General features: G+C 72.7%; 12 protein-coding genes. 10 read left to right on the top strand and 2 right to left on the bottom strand.

Annotation, left to right across the window (positions count from 1 at the left end):
* The first annotated feature begins 13 nt into the window (after nucleotides 1-13).
* Both WMF42_RS19875 and WMF42_RS19870 read left to right on the top strand, forming a co-directional pair.
* Nucleotides 14-1051: a hypothetical protein gene (locus WMF42_RS19875; protein WP_437693551.1), complete on the top strand. Its 1038-nt coding sequence runs from the start codon at nucleotides 14-16 to the stop codon at nucleotides 1049-1051.
* Nucleotides 1052-1126: 75 nt separating this feature from the next.
* Complete coding sequence (locus WMF42_RS19870) at nucleotides 1127-3196, top strand: hypothetical protein (RefSeq protein WP_437693549.1); 2070 nt, start codon at nucleotides 1127-1129, stop codon at nucleotides 3194-3196.
* A 98-nt stretch (nucleotides 3197-3294) separates the two neighbouring features.
* Here WMF42_RS19870 and WMF42_RS19865 read toward each other — a convergent pair whose 3' ends face one another.
* Nucleotides 3295-5178, bottom strand: a complete 1884-nt coding sequence (locus WMF42_RS19865; protein WP_061613074.1) for an aconitase family protein — start codon at nucleotides 5176-5178, stop codon at nucleotides 3295-3297.
* Between the two features lie 461 nt (nucleotides 5179-5639).
* Here WMF42_RS19865 and WMF42_RS19860 point away from each other — a divergent pair, with 461 nt between their 5' ends.
* From WMF42_RS19860 to WMF42_RS19840, 5 genes are all read left to right on the top strand, one after another.
* Nucleotides 5640-5999, top strand: a complete 360-nt coding sequence (locus WMF42_RS19860) for a roadblock/LC7 domain-containing protein (RefSeq protein ID WP_061613073.1) — start codon at nucleotides 5640-5642, stop codon at nucleotides 5997-5999.
* Entirely contained in the window at nucleotides 5996-6463 is a 468-nt protein-coding gene (locus tag WMF42_RS19855) for a type II 3-dehydroquinate dehydratase (protein ID WP_061613075.1), read from the top strand. The genes WMF42_RS19860 and WMF42_RS19855 overlap by 4 nt, the downstream gene beginning before the upstream one ends.
* A gap of 39 nt (nucleotides 6464-6502) precedes the next feature.
* Nucleotides 6503-7033, top strand: a complete 531-nt coding sequence (accB, locus tag WMF42_RS19850; RefSeq protein ID WP_437693547.1) for an acetyl-CoA carboxylase biotin carboxyl carrier protein — start codon at nucleotides 6503-6505, stop codon at nucleotides 7031-7033.
* 21 nt (nucleotides 7034-7054) lie between these two features.
* The gene (gene accC, locus WMF42_RS19845) at nucleotides 7055-8401 is read left to right on the top strand and encodes an acetyl-CoA carboxylase biotin carboxylase subunit (RefSeq protein ID WP_061610758.1); all 1347 of its coding nucleotides are present in this window, start codon (nucleotides 7055-7057) and stop codon (nucleotides 8399-8401) included.
* A 320-nt stretch (nucleotides 8402-8721) separates the two neighbouring features.
* Nucleotides 8722-12552, top strand: coding sequence for an FAD-dependent oxidoreductase (locus WMF42_RS19840; protein ID WP_437693545.1), 3831 nt, complete (start codon nucleotides 8722-8724; stop codon nucleotides 12550-12552).
* A gap of 105 nt (nucleotides 12553-12657) precedes the next feature.
* On the opposite strand, the gene yhbY is transcribed toward WMF42_RS19840, so the two are convergent.
* The gene (yhbY, locus tag WMF42_RS19835; protein ID WP_061605424.1) at nucleotides 12658-12960 is read right to left on the bottom strand and encodes a ribosome assembly RNA-binding protein YhbY; all 303 of its coding nucleotides are present in this window, start codon (nucleotides 12958-12960) and stop codon (nucleotides 12658-12660) included.
* A 434-nt stretch (nucleotides 12961-13394) separates the two neighbouring features.
* Here yhbY and WMF42_RS19830 point away from each other — a divergent pair, with 434 nt between their 5' ends.
* The 3 genes from WMF42_RS19830 to meaB all read left to right on the top strand — a co-directional run bounded on the left by WMF42_RS19830 (nucleotide 13395) and on the right by meaB (nucleotide 15598).
* Nucleotides 13395-14147, top strand: coding sequence for an arginyltransferase (locus WMF42_RS19830; protein ID WP_233560960.1), 753 nt, complete (start codon nucleotides 13395-13397; stop codon nucleotides 14145-14147).
* 134 nt (nucleotides 14148-14281) lie between these two features.
* Nucleotides 14282-14482: a hypothetical protein gene (locus WMF42_RS19825; protein WP_437693543.1), complete on the top strand. Its 201-nt coding sequence runs from the start codon at nucleotides 14282-14284 to the stop codon at nucleotides 14480-14482.
* A 60-nt stretch (nucleotides 14483-14542) separates the two neighbouring features.
* Nucleotides 14543-15598 carry a methylmalonyl Co-A mutase-associated GTPase MeaB gene (gene meaB, locus WMF42_RS19820; protein WP_061605426.1) on the top strand — a complete coding sequence of 352 codons (1056 nt, stop codon included), beginning with the start codon at nucleotides 14543-14545 and terminating at the stop codon, nucleotides 15596-15598.
* Nucleotides 15599-15726: the final 128 nt, after the last annotated feature.

The following is a 15726-nucleotide window of genomic DNA, read 5'->3' as shown; positions in this document are numbered from 1 at the left end:
GGCGAGGACGGGAATGGGGGAGCGCGCGGCGACCGAGCAGCCGAGGTCGCTCCCGCCCAACGCGCCGCGGCGCGTCGGCGAGCACGTCAGCCAGGCGCTCAAGGATCACATCACCGAGATGGCGCTCGGCCTGCTCGAGGAGCAGATGCAGGCCCGCATCGTCCACTACCGCGCCGACCTCGAGACAAACCCCGAGCTCGACGCTGTCACCGCGCAGGTCGTCGCCCAGCTCAAGGTGATCCAGGCCTCCGCGGGCGCGGGCGGGGCGAAGAACCACGACGCCATCCGCGAGGCGCACGAGAAGACCCTCTGCGCCCTGCTCGAGCGGGTCATCCCCGAGGACGGCATCTCGCTGCTCGTCGAGCGGCGGCTCAAGAAGATCCACAAGAACCTCGCCCGCCTGTTCTTCCAGTCCGAGCTCCACGAGAAGACGCGCGGCCGCGACGGCGCGCCCAAGGTGATCCACCACGGCGAGCAGGCGCTCTTCTACGTGCTCACCCGCTACAAGAACCGGATCGAGGCCGAGCTCGACGGCTTCGAGTTCGCGTCCGAGGAGGCGCGGGAGCAGTCGTTCGAGCTGCTCGCGAAGCTCACGAAGGACATGCAGGACGCCTTCCTGTCGCGGCGATCGAGCGAGCTCCGGCGCATCGTCTCGGTGGTGCACGTCGTGCTCGTCGACTTCTTCAGCGCGCGGCTCACCCATGACCTCGCCGAGGTCGCCGCGCGGGTCGTGCGGGACGCCCGCACGTTCGAGGGCAGGGCGTACGCGTACAAGGTGACGAGCGACGCGTTCCCTCGCTTCCGCGCCGCGTTCGAGCGGCACCTCATGGTGATGCTCGTCGGCTTCGCCGAGGACGAGCTCGTCGCCCAGCTCGCGGACACGGCGGGCGCCGAGCGCGACGAGACCATCCTCTTCATCACCGATCCGCACCTCTTCAGCATGATCTGCGGTGAGGTCTGCGAGGGCCTGTACGAGTTCCTCTGCAACGAGGGCTTCCTCGACCTGCCGCCCGACTGGCGCCGCGCCTCGACCGCGCCCTCTGACGGCTGATCGACGGCTGATCGGCGGCTGACCGCCCGCCGTCGACCGTTCACCGAACGCTGATCCAGGAGATCCAGGGAAATCATGAGACGCCACGACGTCGCCCGAGCGGGCTCCGGCCTGCTCCTCGCTCTCACGCTGCTCGCCGGCTGCGCGCGCGGCCCCGATATAGACGCCTCGGGCCTCGCGCTGCGGCGCGTGGTCATCTACAGGAACGGGGTCGCGTACTTCGAGCGACGGGGGCTCATCGACGCCGATCAGGTGACCTTCCGGGTGCGCAAGGAGAAGGTCGGCGACTTCCTCGCGACGCTCGCGGTCATCGAGGCCGGCGGCAGCAGCGTCCGGAGCGCGTCGTTCCCGGTCGAGGTCGACGACGGCGACGACGCGCCCGCGCAGCCCGGCCCGGAGGTGACGACCGCGCCGCGGCCGCCGGACGACAGGGGCGGCAAGGCCGGCGAGAAGAAGCGGAACGAGCTCGAGGAGGTGAAGCTCACGCTCGACGGGCGGGAGCACGATCTCGTGGTCGGCTACGTGGCCGAGACGCCCGTGTGGCGGCCCTCGTACCGGCTCGTGATGGGCGCGGCCGGGTCGCCGGGCGCCGCGGGCGTCGACCCGCGCGCCGCGTCGAAGCAGGCGCACCTCCAGGCGTGGGGCATCGTGCAGAACCTCTCGGGCGAGGACTGGAAGGGGGTGAAGCTGTCGCTCGTGGCGGGCGCGCCGCTCGCCTTCAAGGCGACGCTCGACAAGGCGGCGATCCCGCCGCGCCCCATCGTCAGCGACCAGGGCGAGGTGATCGCGTCCGTGCCGACGAGCGAGACGACCCTGGCCGCCGAGGCCGCGCCGCCGCCGCCGCCCGCGCCGATGCCGGCGGGCGCGCCGGCGGCCGAGGCGGGCGCGGCCGACGAGTACGCGCGCGAGGTCGAGGAGGCCCAGGCCGCCGGCAGGCTCGGCGTCGCGACCCGGGCCGACGCTGCCAGGCCGAAGCGGCGCGCCACGTCGGCTCCGGGCAGCGCCGCGCCGGCGGTGGTGCCGCAGTGGAAGGGGGAGGCTGCGGCCCCACCGCCGAAGGCCATGGAGTCCAGGCCGATGAATCCGTCGCCGCCGCGCAACGTGAGCGCCCTCGCCGCGGTCGCGATGGAGGCGGGCACGACGCGCTACGACATCCCGTTCCCCGTCGACATCCCCGACCGGAGCGCGACGATGGTCCTGCTCCTGGCGAAGCAGGTGCCCGGCGAGTCGATCTTCCTGTTCGCGCCCGACGGCGGCGTGCCCGCGTCGAGCTCGCACCCGTTCCGGGTGGCGCGCTTCACGAACGACACGAAGGGGCTCCTGGAGCGCGGCCCGATCGCGGTCTTCGAGAACGGCGCGTTCCTCGGCCAGGGCATGGTCGAGCCGCTGCCGCCGGGCGCCACGACGACGGTGCCGTTCGCGCTGGAGCGGGGCCTCGCGGTCGACACGGCGCGCGAGGAGAGCGCGGAGGGCGCGCGCCTCGCGAAGATCGAGGGCGGCGCGCTCGAGATCGAGCGCGACTGGGTCACGCACACGAAGTACGCGGTCCGCAACGGCGGCGACGCCGCGGCGAGGACGCTGGTGAAGCACCCCCGCCTGCACGGGACGCGCCTGCACGCGCCGCCGAAGGGCACGGAGGACAACGTCGGCACCGGCAGCGCGCTCGTGCCGATCGACGTGCCGCGGCGGGGGACGGCGGTGCTCGACGTGGACGAGCGGCGGATCTTCCGGCAGCAGATCGACTGGCTCAGCCAGCTCGCCGACGACGCGGTGCAGGCCTACCTGAAGGACCCGCGCGCCGACGCTGTCGTGGTGAAGCAGCTCGGCCAGGCCTGGGAGATCCGGGGGAAGCTGCGCCCCGCGATCGACGAGCGCGACAGGCTGATCGCGGAGCAGCAGCGCCTCGAGCAGCAGAGCCACGAGCTCCGCCAGAACCTCCGGGCCATCGAGAAGAACCGGACCGCCGACGAGCTCCGCCGCGACCTCACGGATCGGCTCGCGAAGTCCTCGGCGCGCCTCGACGAGATCACGAAGCGCGTCATCGTGCTCGAGATGCAGATCAACGAGCAGCAGATCCGCTTCCGCGATCTCACGAACGAGATCAAGCTCCTCGCCCCGCTCTCGCCCGTGCGCGCCGCGCCCTGAGCGCTGCGCCCTCGGTCCCCGGTGGGGATGGCGTCATCCCCACCGGGCGCTCGGCGCTGCCTGCCGGGAGCGCGACGGCGCCCGCCGCGGCGACGCCGCTACCTCGCCGGTTTGCTCGCGCCGGGCGGCTGCCGCACGGTGCCCGCGTGCGTCCAGCTCCGCTCCATGCCCGTGGCGAGCCACGCCACCTCGACGCGCTCGCTCCCGAAGACGGCCGCGACGCGATCGCCCCACTGCGCGGGGGCGGGGAGATCCACGCTCTTCTGCTCCTTGATGCTGCCGAGCGCCTCCGCGCCGACGAGGAACGTGGCGATGCCCTCGCTCGCGAACGCCGACACAGCGGTGCTCGGGACGAACGGCGCGACCACCGCGCGCACCGAGGAGAGATCGGTCGCGCGCTCCGCGACCGCCCGCACCTCGTCGAGCGTCGACAGCACGAGCGCCACGCCGCCGGCCGCCTTGCCCTCGGCCGGCGCTGCCTGCTCCTTCTCTTCCGCGGCCGGCGGCGCCGCCTCGACCGGGGCAGGGGCCTTGCGACCGCGCGCCCCGACCGCCGCGCGCCCGTTCCCCTTCGGCACGCCGGCGAGCACGTCGAGCGTCAGCGGCCCCTTCCAGGGCACCGCCGGCGGCGCCGACGGCGGCTTCTTCGTGCTCACCTGCTCGCCCTTCTTGTCGCGGAGGATGAGCACGTCGTCGGTCGGCAGCGCGCGCGGCACGGTCACCCGCACCGGCCGCTTGAACGACCGCGGATCGCCGACCGCGCCCGTGGCCACCGCGTAGGCGAGCGTCTCGGCCGACGCCACGACGAACGACGGCGCCCCGGCGATGCGCGGCTCCGGATCGGCGGTGCGCAGCGACAGGCCGCCGGGCGGCGGCGGGTAGATCTCCGACGTCACGACGCGCCGGTCCGGCTCGACGATGCGCGCGCCGGTCGCGACGAGGTCGACCAGCGCGCCCGACTGCGCGAGCACCTCGAGCACCTGCCGCGACGGCGGCGCGACGAGCAGGTCGAGCCGCGAGGGGACGCGCTTCGACTTGAGCAGCAGCGCCGCCGCGAGCATGTCGCGCAACGTCACGCCCGAGTCGCCGCCGAGGACGACCTGCGCCACCGGCTTGCCGGCGAGGTCGCGGACAGGCCGCACGACGCCCTCCTCGTCCATGAGCAGCGGATCGACCGTGCCGAGATCGATCGAGACGACCTCCTCGCACGGCGCGCCCGGGTCCGGCACGAGCGCGCGGTGCGCCTTCGACCTGCGCTGATCGCGGAGGAAGACCTCGGTCTTCTCGTCGCTCACGAACAGCGCCGCCGCCGCGCCCACCTGCGGCGCGATGCCGCAGAGCACCGCGCGGTCGCCGACCGAGAGCAGCCGCGCGCTCGGCCCGGCGAACTCGAGGATCACCGGCGCGTGGTGCTCGCCCTCGATGCGCCGCACCACCTCGTCGAGGTTCCTGCGGAGCAGCTCGAGCGCGACGTCGCGCGCGCAAACGAACGGCCGCACCCGCCCCGAGAGGTGGATCTGCACGCTCCGGGGCGGCCTGAGCCAGGCCGAGCCCGTGGCGAGCGCCTGACCGAGCTGGCTCGGCGAGACGACGAGCGACAGCATGCCGATGCCGCCGACCGTCGCGAGCCGCGGATCGTCGGTGAGGGCGAGGCGCGCGGGCGCGGCGAAGCGCTCGAGGTGCACCGGCGCGGGGAAGCCGATGCCCGGCCGCGCGATCGGGATGTTGTAGGTCGGGAACTCGGGCGACACCGAGTGCGGGCTCCCCTCGTCGACGTCGGCGAGCGAGCTCGCGTCGGCCACGCAGGTGCCGTCGTAGGCGACGGCGACCTCGACGGGCGTCTTCTTCATGCCCGTGGCGATGGCCTCGGCCAGCGCGCGGGAGGGCGTTCTGGAGAGGATTACCTGGTCGACCTTGACCTGGACGAGATCACCGCGGAGCTGAGGATCCGTCGCCCGCCCGGCGAGGATCTTCTGGGGCATCGTGCGGGGGGGATCCCCGGCTCGCGCACGCATAGATGTTGGGCCGTCCTTATTTCTTGCTGAGCTGGAGGGTACGGCGCACGCCGTTCCCGACCACGTTTGACGTCGTCCCCGTCGGCGAGACGCGCCGGCGGGATTCGCCCCGGGCGTCGCCGCGGGCGAAAGAACGGCCGCACGTTAGCCGCTCGCCGGGACAAGGGTCAAGGCGTGCTTTGGAGCGGGCCCCCTGGGGCGGGAATCGCCCGGCTGGGACCAGGATGCAAGAGGCAAAGCGCCCTCGCCGTTCGACCCCGTCCAGCGGGTCCAACTCTTCCAACGTTGCCCTTGTTCCCCCGTCGCCGCCGCTGGCGGCCGGCCGGCGCGGGCGGCCGGGGCGCGCGCCGACGCGTGGGCGGGCGCGGGACGCAGGGGGCAGGTTCGTTTGTTTTCCCGATCGTGCCGCGCTTGGGTAGTCTCGGCGCATGTTCCAGGCCGTGCTGAAGGAAGTCGTAGAGAACACCGAGGGCGGCATCGCGACCCTTCTCATGGATTTCGAGGGGATCGCGGTCGACAGCTACTCCAAGCCCGGGGCCGCGTTCGACATCACCACCATCGGCGCGGAGTTCAGCGTCGTGTTGAAGTCGATCCAGCGCGCCGCCGAGATGCTCGACGCGGGCAACGCCGCCGAGATCGCGATCCAGGCGGAGAAGGTCACGACGCTGATCCGCGTCGTGAACAGCTCGTACTTCGTGGCCTTCTCGATGGCGCCCGACGCGAACATCGGAAAGGCCCGGTACCTGCTGCGCACCAAGGTGCCCGTGCTGCTGAAGGAGCTCTCCTGAGCGGCTTCAGGATCTCGGTCATCTCCGGGCCGAACCTCGATCGACTGGGCAAGCGCGAGCCAGCGATCTACGGCACGGCCACGCTGGATGACATCCACCGCGCCGTCGAGGAGGCCGCGAAGGCCCACGGCGCCTCGGTGTCGTGCATGCAGTCGAACTGCGAGGGAGAGCTCGTGACCGCGATCAGCCACGCCGGCGATCGCGGCTTCCACGGCATCCTCCTCAACGCCGGCGCCTACACGCACACGTCGATCGCGCTGTACGATGCGATCCGCGCGGGCGCGCTCCCGACGGTCGAGGTGCACATCTCCAACCCCGACGCCCGAGAGCCGTTCCGCCGCCGCTCACGCATCGCGCCGGCCTGCATGGCGCGCGTGGCGGGTTTCGGTCCGAGCTCGTACGTGCTCGGGTTGCTCGGGCTGCTCGGGCACCTGGAGAAGGCGCGACCGGACGAAAGAGGTTGAACATGAGCCGTCACTCTGGTTGAAAGGCGGCAAACATCGATGGCCGAACGTCCTTCCATGAACATCAACCTCAAGCAGTTGCGGGCGCTGGTGCGCCTCCTAGAGAAGCGCAACGTGAGCGACTTCGAGTTCGAGGACGAACACGTTCGCATCCGGCTCTCGCGCGGGGGCTTCGCGCCGCAGGGCGGGGCGCAGCAGCTCGCGCCCGCCGCGTTCCAGATCCAGAGCGCGCCGGTCGCGCCGCCGGCGCTGGCGCCCGCGCCCGCGCCGGCGCCCGCCGCCGCGGCGCCGGCTGCAGCGGCGGCGCCCGCCGCGGCGAGCGACGAGGGGATCACCTACGTCACCTCTCCGTTCGTCGGCACGTTCTACCGATCGCCGTCGCCCGACGCGCCGCCCTTCGTCGACGTCGGCAGCACGATCCGCGTGGGCCAGGCGCTCTGCATCATCGAGGCGATGAAGCTGATGAACGAGATCGAGGCGGACTCCCCGGGCACGATCGTCGAGATCCTCGTCGACAACGGCAAGCCGGTCGAGTTTGGCCAGCGTCTCTTCAAGGTGCGGAGCAGCTAGCGCTGCCCGGGCGAGGGTGCCGTGTTCCAGAAGATCCTGATCGCCAATCGCGGCGAGATCGCGATGCGTGTCATCCGCGCCTGCCGCCTGCTCGGCATCCGCACGGTCGCCATCCACTCCGAGGTGGACGCCGCGGCGCTGCACGTCCGGTTCGCCGACGAGGCCGTGTGCGTCGGCCCGGCCGACGCGTCGAAGAGCTACCTCAACATCCCGCAGATCATCGCGGCCGCCGAGGTCACGGGCGCCGACGCGATCCACCCCGGCTATGGGTTCCTCTCGGAGAACGCGAAGTTCGCCGAGCTCTGCAAGAAGTGCCGCCTCACGTTCATCGGCCCGACCGCGGAGGCGATGCGGACGTGGGGCGACAAGGTCTCCGCGCGCGCGGTCGCCAAGCGCTTCGGCATCCCGATGCTCAGCGGCACCGGCGTGCTCACGAGCCCGGAGGACGCGGCCGAGCAGGCCGAGCGCGTCGGCTACCCGGTGATCCTGAAGGCCTCCGGCGGCGGCGGCGGCAGGGGCATGCGCATCGTCCGCCACGCCGGCGAGGTGCAGCGCTCGTTCGAGATCGCGACGCAGGAGGCCCTGAGCGGCTTCAAGAACCCGGACGTGTACCTCGAGCGCTACGTCGAGGCGCCGCGCCACATCGAGTTCCAGGTGCTGGCGGATCAGCACGGGGGCGTGTGGACGCTCGGCGAGCGCGAGTGCTCGCTCCAGCGCCGTCACCAGAAGGTGATGGAGGAGTCGCCGAGCCCGGCGATGGACCCCGAGAAGCGCGCCAGGATGGGCGACATCATCCGGGCCGCGATCCTCGAGACCGGCTACACGGGCCTCGGCACGCTCGAGTTCCTCATGGACGAGCGCGGCGAGCTCTACTTCATGGAGATGAACACCCGCGTCCAGGTCGAGCACCCGGTCACCGAGATGGTGACCGGCGTCGATCTGGTCGCGCAGCAGATCCTCGCCGCCGCCGGCGAGCGCCTCACGCTGCCGGACACGCGCCCGTGGAGCTTCCGCGGCCACGCGATCGAGTGCCGGATCAACGCCGAGGATCCGCGCTCGTTCGCGCCGTGGCCGGGGCTCATCACCGAGTACCACTCGCCGGGCGGCGTCGGGATCCGCGTCGACTCCGGCGTGTACGGCGGCTTCCGGGTGCCGAGCTCGTACGACTCGCTGGTGGCCAAGGTGATCGCGCACGGCTCGACCCGGGCCGAGGCGATCGCGAGGCTCCGGTGCGCGCTCGACGAGTTCATCATCGGCGGCATCCGCACGAACATCCCGCTGCACCAGGCGCTGCTGCGGGATCCGGACGTCATCGCGGGCAACATCTCCACGCACACGATCGAGCGCGTGGTCTCTCAGGGCTTCTGACCGCGACGCACCGGCGCCTGCCCCGCCGGGGTCGGCCCGCGCCGCCGTGACGCGCGCGGCCGCCCCTCGGCGACGGCCGCGACGGAGCGCGCCTCAGGTGCGAGCGCGCGTCGCCGTGCGGGCGAGCGGCGCCCCCTCGCGCCGCCTGTCGACCAGCGCGCGCAGCGCGCGACGCCCGCGCTCGTCGGCGCGACGCCCGCAGCGCGGGATCGACGAATGTTGCCCGGGAGACAGGTCGGAGGTACGCCCCGGTGCTAGTTTACGTCGCCCTCTAGATCGGGTGAGCAAACCCCTTGAAATAGAAAGCATTTGTCGCGGGTATGGAAGCGAACGCTGGAGTGCAGGCTGACTTCTCTTCGTGGGTGCAGGCGACCTCCGAGGTTTCCGAGCTCGAGCTCGGAGTCCCCGGCTTCGGATACGCCGACCTCTTCGACCCGGCGAGGCTCGCCGAGCTGACGGAGCGCTTCGAGGACTACTTCCGCTCGTCGGACGAGGGCGCCTACGCGCGCTTCGACGCGTACCGCGCGTTCCTTCGGTCCGATCAGCCGGCTGCCGGCGTCGGCGACGCGGCCCGGCCTTCGCTCACGGCGGAGCAGGTCTCCGAGGCGCTGCTCGCGGCGGCGCCGTACGTCGGCCGCTTCGTGGCCAGGCTGTTCCGCGTCGAGCGCGAGGTGCAGGCGCAGATCGACGCGACCCTCGAGCGGAGCGTCCTCTGGGACTTCAAGCGCGAGTTCTCGAAGAAGCGGCTGTTCAAGCCGAGCCCCGGCAAGGCGTGGCAGGGCACGCCCGTCGAGGCGGCGCACGCGGCGCGGCGGTCGCTCGCGGCCATGGGCGCGCCTGCGAGCGTGCTCGACAGCGGCTCCGCCGCGGAGGAGCTCGCGATCGCGCGCGCGACGCTCGCGCTGATCGAGGTCGACGAGATCGCGCGCAAGGCGGCTAAGGCCGGCGGCGCGCGGTGGACGGACGAGCTCCGCGGGCGCGCGGCGAAGGCGCGCGCCGCGCTGCGGGAGGACCCGGCGCTCGCGGAGCGCGTGGCGCAGGCGGTCGCCATCGCGGGCGACGAGCCCACGGAGGCCGAGGACGCGGCGGTGGTCGCGTTCGCGCTCGACGCCCTCGAGGCGTGGCTCGCGGCGCGCCGCGCGGACGAGCACGACCCGGCGCGGCGCTGGCCGACGCTGAAGGCGCCGCGCACGCTCGACTACCAGGCGCTCGTGCAGCTCCATCGCAAGCACGACGCGAGCGGCGGCAGCTCGGCCGAGCTCCTCGTCGGCCCGGAGCACCACCGGCGGGATCGCGACGGCTTCGCGCTGACCGACCGGCGCGCCGGCCCCCGCGAGGTCGAGAGCCAGGTCGACTACTGCCTGCTCTGCCACGATCGCGACAAGGACTCGTGCTCCAAGGGCCTGCGCGACAACAAGAGCGGGGCGATCAAGTCGAACCCGCTCGGCGTCGAGCTCCACGGCTGCCCGCTCGACGAGAAGATCAGCGAGATGCACACGATGCGCGGGAAGGGCGAGTCGATCGCCGCGCTCGCGCTCGTCTGCCTCGACAACCCGATGTGCCCCGGCACCGGCCACCGCATCTGCAACGACTGCATGAAGGCGTGCGTCTTCCAGAAGCAGGATCCGGTGGACATCCCGCAGATCGAGACCGCGGCGCTCACCGACGTCCTGTCGCTCCCGTGGGGCCTCGAGATCTACGGCTTCCTCACGCGGTGGAACCCGCTCGACGCGCTGAGGCCGCACGCGCTCCCGTACAACGGGAAGAACGTGCTCGTCGTCGGCCTCGGCCCGGCCGGCTACACGCTGGCGCACCACCTCACGCGGCAGGGCTTCGCGGTCGCGGCGATCGACGGGCTCAAGATCGAGCCGCTGCCGGTCGAGCTCACGGGCGACGAGGCGCGCCCGCCGCGGCCGGTCCGCGATTTCAAGCGCCTCTACACCGAGCTCGACGAGCGCGTCCTCCTCGGCTTCGGCGGGGTCAGCGAGTACGGGATCACCGTGCGGTGGGACAAGAATTTCCTCACCGTGCTCTACGTCACGCTCGCGCGGCAGCGCCTGCTGCGCATCTACGGCGGCGTGCGGTTCGGCGGGACGGTCGATCTCGACGACGCCTTCCGGCTCGGGTTCCACCACGTCGCGATCGCGGCGGGCGCGGGGCGGCCGACGATCATCCCGCTCAAGAACAACCTCGCGCGCGGCATCCGCAAGGCCTCGGACTTCCTGATGGCGCTGCAGCTCGCCGGCGCCTACAAGCGCTCGGCGCTCGCGAACCTGCAGGTGCGCCTGCCCGCGGTGGTGATCGGCGGCGGCCTGACAGCGATCGACACCGCGACGGAGCTCGCTGCGTACTACGTCGTGCAGGCCGAGAAGACGGCGGACCGGCTCGACGCGCTCATCGCCGAGCGCGGCGAGGCGGCCGTCCTCGCGATGTTCGACGAGGAGGAGCGGGACTTCCTGACCGAGCAGCGGCGCCACGCCGAGGAGATCCGCGACGAGCGCGCGCGCGCCGCGCGCGAGGGGCGGCCGCCGCGGTTCCAGGGGCTCGTCGACGCGTGGGGCGGCGTCTCGCTGGTCTACCGCAAGCGGCTCATCGACTCGCCGGCCTACCGGCTGAACCACGAGGAGGTCGCCGCGTCGCTCGAGGAGGGCATCCGCTACGTCGAGAACCTCGCCCCTGTCGAGGCGGTGCTCGACGAGCGCGGGTGCGTCTCGTCGCTCGTGTTCGATCGCCAGGCGATCGTGGACGGCAAGTGGCGGAGCACGGGCGAGGTGGTCACGATCCCCGCCCGCACCGTGTGCGTCGCGGCGGGGACGAGCCCCAACGTCACGTACGAGAAGGAGCGCCCGGGGTCGTTCGCGTTCGACAAGTGGCGGCAGTTCTTCCAGCCGCACCGCGCCTACGTCGGCGAGGACGGCCAGCTCAAGGTCGAGCCGGCCCCGGCGCGGGAGGGCTTCTTCACGAGCTACAACGACGGCGAGCACGCGGTGAGCTTCTACGGCGACAACCACCCGCACTACGCGGGGAGCGTCGTGAAGGCGATGGCGAGCGCGAAGGACGCGTACCCGTCGGTCGTCGCGCTGTTCCAGCGCGACATCGCGCGGCTCGGCGAGGAGCCGCAGCCGGCGCGCGACGCGCGGCGGCGCGACCTGTTCGCCCGCCTCGATCACGACTTCGTCGCGGTGGTCGAGCGCGTCGAGCGGCTGACGCCGACGATCGTCGAGGTGGTCGTGCGCGCGCCCGCGGCGGCGCGGAAGTTCGAGCCGGGGCAGTTCTACCGGCTGCAGAACTACGAGGTGAGCTCGCCGGTGATCCGCGGGACGCGGCTCGCGATGGAGGGGCTCGCGCTGACGGGCGCGTGGGTCGACAAGGAGAAGGGGCTGCTCTCGCTGATCGCGCTCGAGATGGGCGCGTCGTCGCGGCTGCTCGCGGCGCTGCGCGCGGGCGAGGAGGTCGTCGTGATGGGGCCGACCGGGACGCCGACGGACATCCCCGAGGGGGAGACCGTGCTGCTCGCGGGCGGCGGGCTCGGCAACGCCGTGCTGTTCTCGATCGCGAAGGCGCTCAAGGCGCGCGGCGATCGCGTCATCTACTTCGCCGGCTACCGGCGGGGCGAGGACCTCTTCAAGCAGGACGAGATCGAGGTGGCGACCGATCAGGTCATCTGGTGCACGGACGGCGGCGCGGAGGTCCCCCCGCGGCGCCCGACGGATCGCCATTTCCGCGGCAACATCGTCCAGGCGATGCGGGCCTACGCCGAGCGGCAGTTCGGCGGCGAGCTCGCGAGCCTCTCGGAGGTCCGGCGCATCATCGCGATCGGCTCGGACAAGATGATGAACGCCGTGCGCGAGGCGCGGCACGGCGTGCTGGCGCCGCACCTCGATCCGAAGCACGTGGGCATCGCGAGCATCAACTCGCCGATGCAGTGCATGATGAAGGAGGTCTGCGCGCAGTGCCTCCAGCGGCACGTGGATCCGGAGACGGGCAAGGAGACGCTGGTCTTCTCGTGCTTCAACCAGGACCAGCCCATCGACCACGTCGACTTCAAGAACCTCGCCGCGCGTCTCCGGGCGAACACGGTGCAGGAGAAGCTGTCGAACGCCTGGCTCGATCACCTGCTCGCCGAGCGCCCCGAGCTGCGGCACGTGTGATCGCGGCGCGGTCGGCGCCGTCGCCCGCGGGCGCACGGCCGGCGCCGTGCGGCCGCGCGCGACGCGCCGTCGCGCTGGCGGCCGCCGGTCGCGCGGCCGGTCAGGTCAGCTACCGGTCGGCAGCTTGATCTTCGGCTCCTTGGGGTGGCGCCGGTACAGCAGGATCGTCCGGCCGAGGGTCTGCGCGAGCTCGGCGCGGAGCCGCTCGGACAGGGACTCGGCGACTTCTCCGATGTCGTCGGGGCACTCGGTGCCCAGGCGTACCTTCACGAGCTCGTGACGCTCCAGCGCCGTGTCGACGGCCGCGACCACGCCGTCGGTCAGGCCGGCCTTGCCGAGCTGCACGACCGGGTCGAGGTGATGCCCCAGCGCCCGGAGGTGGCGGCGCTGCTTTCCTGTGAGATCCAAAGCGTTCGGCCTTTCTTGGGCGCCGCGCCGATCGGGTCCGTGCCTGGACCGCCATCTCGCGGGCGCGCCGGGTCATACCGGCCCCCAGGCAAGAGGAAAAGGGGCGGGAGCGCCGCGCAGGCGCCGCAGGCCAGCCGGCGCGACGTATGGGTGGGCGAATGGGGGTGAATGTGCGATGGTTCTCGGCTTCGGCGCGAGCGGGTGGGGCGTTGTCGTCCGGCGCGCGTCGGTGCGGTCGGTGCGGTCGGCGTGGTCGGCGAGGGAGCGGAGCGCGCTGTCTCGGGTGTCGCGCGTCGCGCGGGGTTTTGCTTGACGTGGCCGCGCAACAGGAATCCCCTGGATCTAGTGGCCGGCGTATCGACGGGGGCTCGAACGCTCGGATCGACGGCAACATGGGCTCATCGAGCGAGCGAGAGGCGGTACCGGCGCAGGACGTGGATCTCCCTCGTCTGGACGAGGCGGCGGACCCGATCGAGCTCACGGTCCACGACGAGGTGAGCCCCTGCCCGTACCTCCCGGACGCCGAGGCGCGGATGCCGCTCCGGGTGCCCATCCGGCCGCTCACGCGCGCGGAGTTCGACCGGAGGCTGGCCGCGGGCAACCGTCGTCACGGCAAGCTGCTCTACCGCACCCAGTGCCCGTCGTGCCGCGCGTGCGAGCCGATCCGGATCCTCGTGCGCGACTTCGCCCCCGGGCGCACGCAGCGCCGGGTGCTCCGGCGGGGCGAGCAGGTGGTCGACGTCGAGATCGGTCCGCCCGTGACCACGCGGGAGAAGGTCGCGCTGTACAACCTGCACAAGCACGGCCGGGGGCTGATGCGTGACGACGGCCCCCTCGGCGCGGCGGGCTACGAGGCGTTCCTCGTGGACAGCTGCTGCGAGACGTTCGAGATGCGCTACCGCGTCGGCGGGCGCCTCGTCGGGGTCGCCGTCGTGGATCGCGGGCTGGATTCGCTGTCCGCTGTCTACTCCTTCTACGATCCCGAGCTCGAGCCGCTGAGCCCCGGCGTCTTCTCGATCCTGAAGCAGATCGAGCTGTGCCGCTCCTGGGGTCTCCGGTACCTCTACCTCGGCCTCTACGTCGAGGAGTGCTCGCGGCTGGTCTACAAGGCCCAGTACCTGCCGCACGAGCGGCTCATCGACGGCCGCTGGCAGCGCTTCGACAGGCCCGCGCCCGCGGCGCCGTGACGCGAGCGCGCCGCGGCGCCGGGCAGCGCTTCGACCGGCCTGCGCTCGCGGCGCCGTGACCGCGGCGCCGTGACCGCGGCGCGCCGCTGGATTTCGCGAGCGCTCCGTTTCAAGAACGTGTCAAGAACGTGCCCATGTGGAACCGCGCCCTGGCGTTCACTTCCTGCGCTGTGCTCTCGGCCCTGCTCGCCGTCGCGTGCGGCCAGACGAGGCCGATCTTCGACCGTGGCGCCGGGGGCGCCGGCTCGTCGGCCAGCGGGGAAGGCGGAGCGGGCGGTGGGCCGGCCGGTGACGGCGGTGGCGGTGCGGCCGGCGACGGTGGCGGGGCAGGGTAGGGGGCGCCGTATCGCCCGCGCCCGGTTGTGTCCCCGCATCGCCGAGCCTAGACCGCTCGCGTGCATCCGCTCGCAGAGAAGGTCCTCGCCCGCGACACGCGCGCGACGGCGCGGGCCTGCAGGCTCGCCGACGATCGCGCCGGCGATCATGCCGCGATCCTGAAGGATCTCTTCCCCCACACAGGCCGCGCCTGGATCCTCGGCGTCACGGGCAACCCGGGGGCGGGCAAGAGCACGCTCACCGACAGGCTGATCGGCGCCTTCCGGAAGCAGGACCGCCGGGTCGCCGTGGTGGCCGTCGATCCCACGAGCCCGTTCACCGGCGGCGCCATCCTCGGCGATCGCATCCGCATGCAGGCGCACTTCGGCGATCCCGACGTGTTCATCCGCTCGCTCGCGACCCGGGGCGCGCTCGGCGGGCTGTCGCGCTCGGCGATGGATGTCGCGCGGGTGCTCGACGCCTGGGGCGCCGACGTGATCCTTGTCGAGACCGTCGGGGTCGGGCAGGACGAGCTCGAGATCACGCGCATGGCGCACACCACCCTTGTCGTCGCGGCGCCCGGGATGGGCGACGAGGTGCAGGCCATCAAGGCGGGCATCCTGGAGTGCGCCGACGTCTTCGCCGTGAACAAGGCCGACCGGGACGGGGCCGACACGGCGGTGCGCGACCTGGAGCTCATGATCGCGCTCGGCGGCGAGGTGGCGAAGGCCTCGGGGCGGGCGCGCGGACACAGCGCCGCGGCGCTCCACGCCCGCGCGGCGGGCGCGGCAGCTCCGCTCGGCGGGCCGTCCGAAGGGCCCTGGGTGCCAGCGATCGTGCGGACGGTCGCCACGCGCAACGAGGGCGTGGCGTCGCTCGTCGAGCAGCTGGAGGGGCACCGGGCCTGGCTGTTCGGGACCGAGGCCGGCGCGGCGCGCCGGGAGGAGCGCCTGCGCGAGGCGATGCACGTGCAGCTCCGCGACGCGCTCACCGACGCCGCCGTCGTCGTTCTCGGGCCCGCGCTCGAGGCGGCGGTGCATGCCGTCGCGCGGCGCGAGATCGACCCCTACACGGCGTCGGAGCGGCTGGTCGAGGCGTTCCGCGCTGGCGCCATCACCCCAGGCGCCGGAGCTTGAGCACGGCCGGGGCGGGCACCGGGGCCTGGGCGCGGCCGCGCCGGGCGCTGCCTGACGAGCTCATGCACAGCGCTGTCGATCGGGCCCGCCTCGCCCGGAGCGCCGCCACGCTCCGCGCTCGTGCTCTC

This window comes from Sorangium sp. So ce176, assembly GCF_051519835.1.
Lineage (GTDB): Bacteria > Myxococcota_A > Polyangia > Polyangiales > Polyangiaceae > Sorangium > Sorangium cellulosum_G.
Note: the sequence above shows the minus strand (reverse complement) of the source record. Positions and strands in the feature narration are given on the sequence as shown.

Coding starts and splice junctions, on each gene's coding strand:
- WMF42_RS19875 (WP_437693551.1), top strand. CDS start 14: ATGGGGGAGCGCGCGGCGACCGAGCAGCCGAGGTCGCTCCCGCCCAAC.
- WMF42_RS19870 (WP_437693549.1), top strand. CDS start 1,127: ATGAGACGCCACGACGTCGCCCGAGCGGGCTCCGGCCTGCTCCTCGCT.
- WMF42_RS19865 (WP_061613074.1), bottom strand. CDS start 5,178: ATGCCCCAGAAGATCCTCGCCGGGCGGGCGACGGATCCTCAGCTCCGC.
- WMF42_RS19860 (WP_061613073.1), top strand. CDS start 5,640: ATGTTCCAGGCCGTGCTGAAGGAAGTCGTAGAGAACACCGAGGGCGGC.
- accB (WP_437693547.1), top strand. CDS start 6,503: ATGGCCGAACGTCCTTCCATGAACATCAACCTCAAGCAGTTGCGGGCG.
- WMF42_RS19840 (WP_437693545.1), top strand. CDS start 8,722: ATGGAAGCGAACGCTGGAGTGCAGGCTGACTTCTCTTCGTGGGTGCAG.
- WMF42_RS19825 (WP_437693543.1), top strand. CDS start 14,282: ATGTGGAACCGCGCCCTGGCGTTCACTTCCTGCGCTGTGCTCTCGGCC.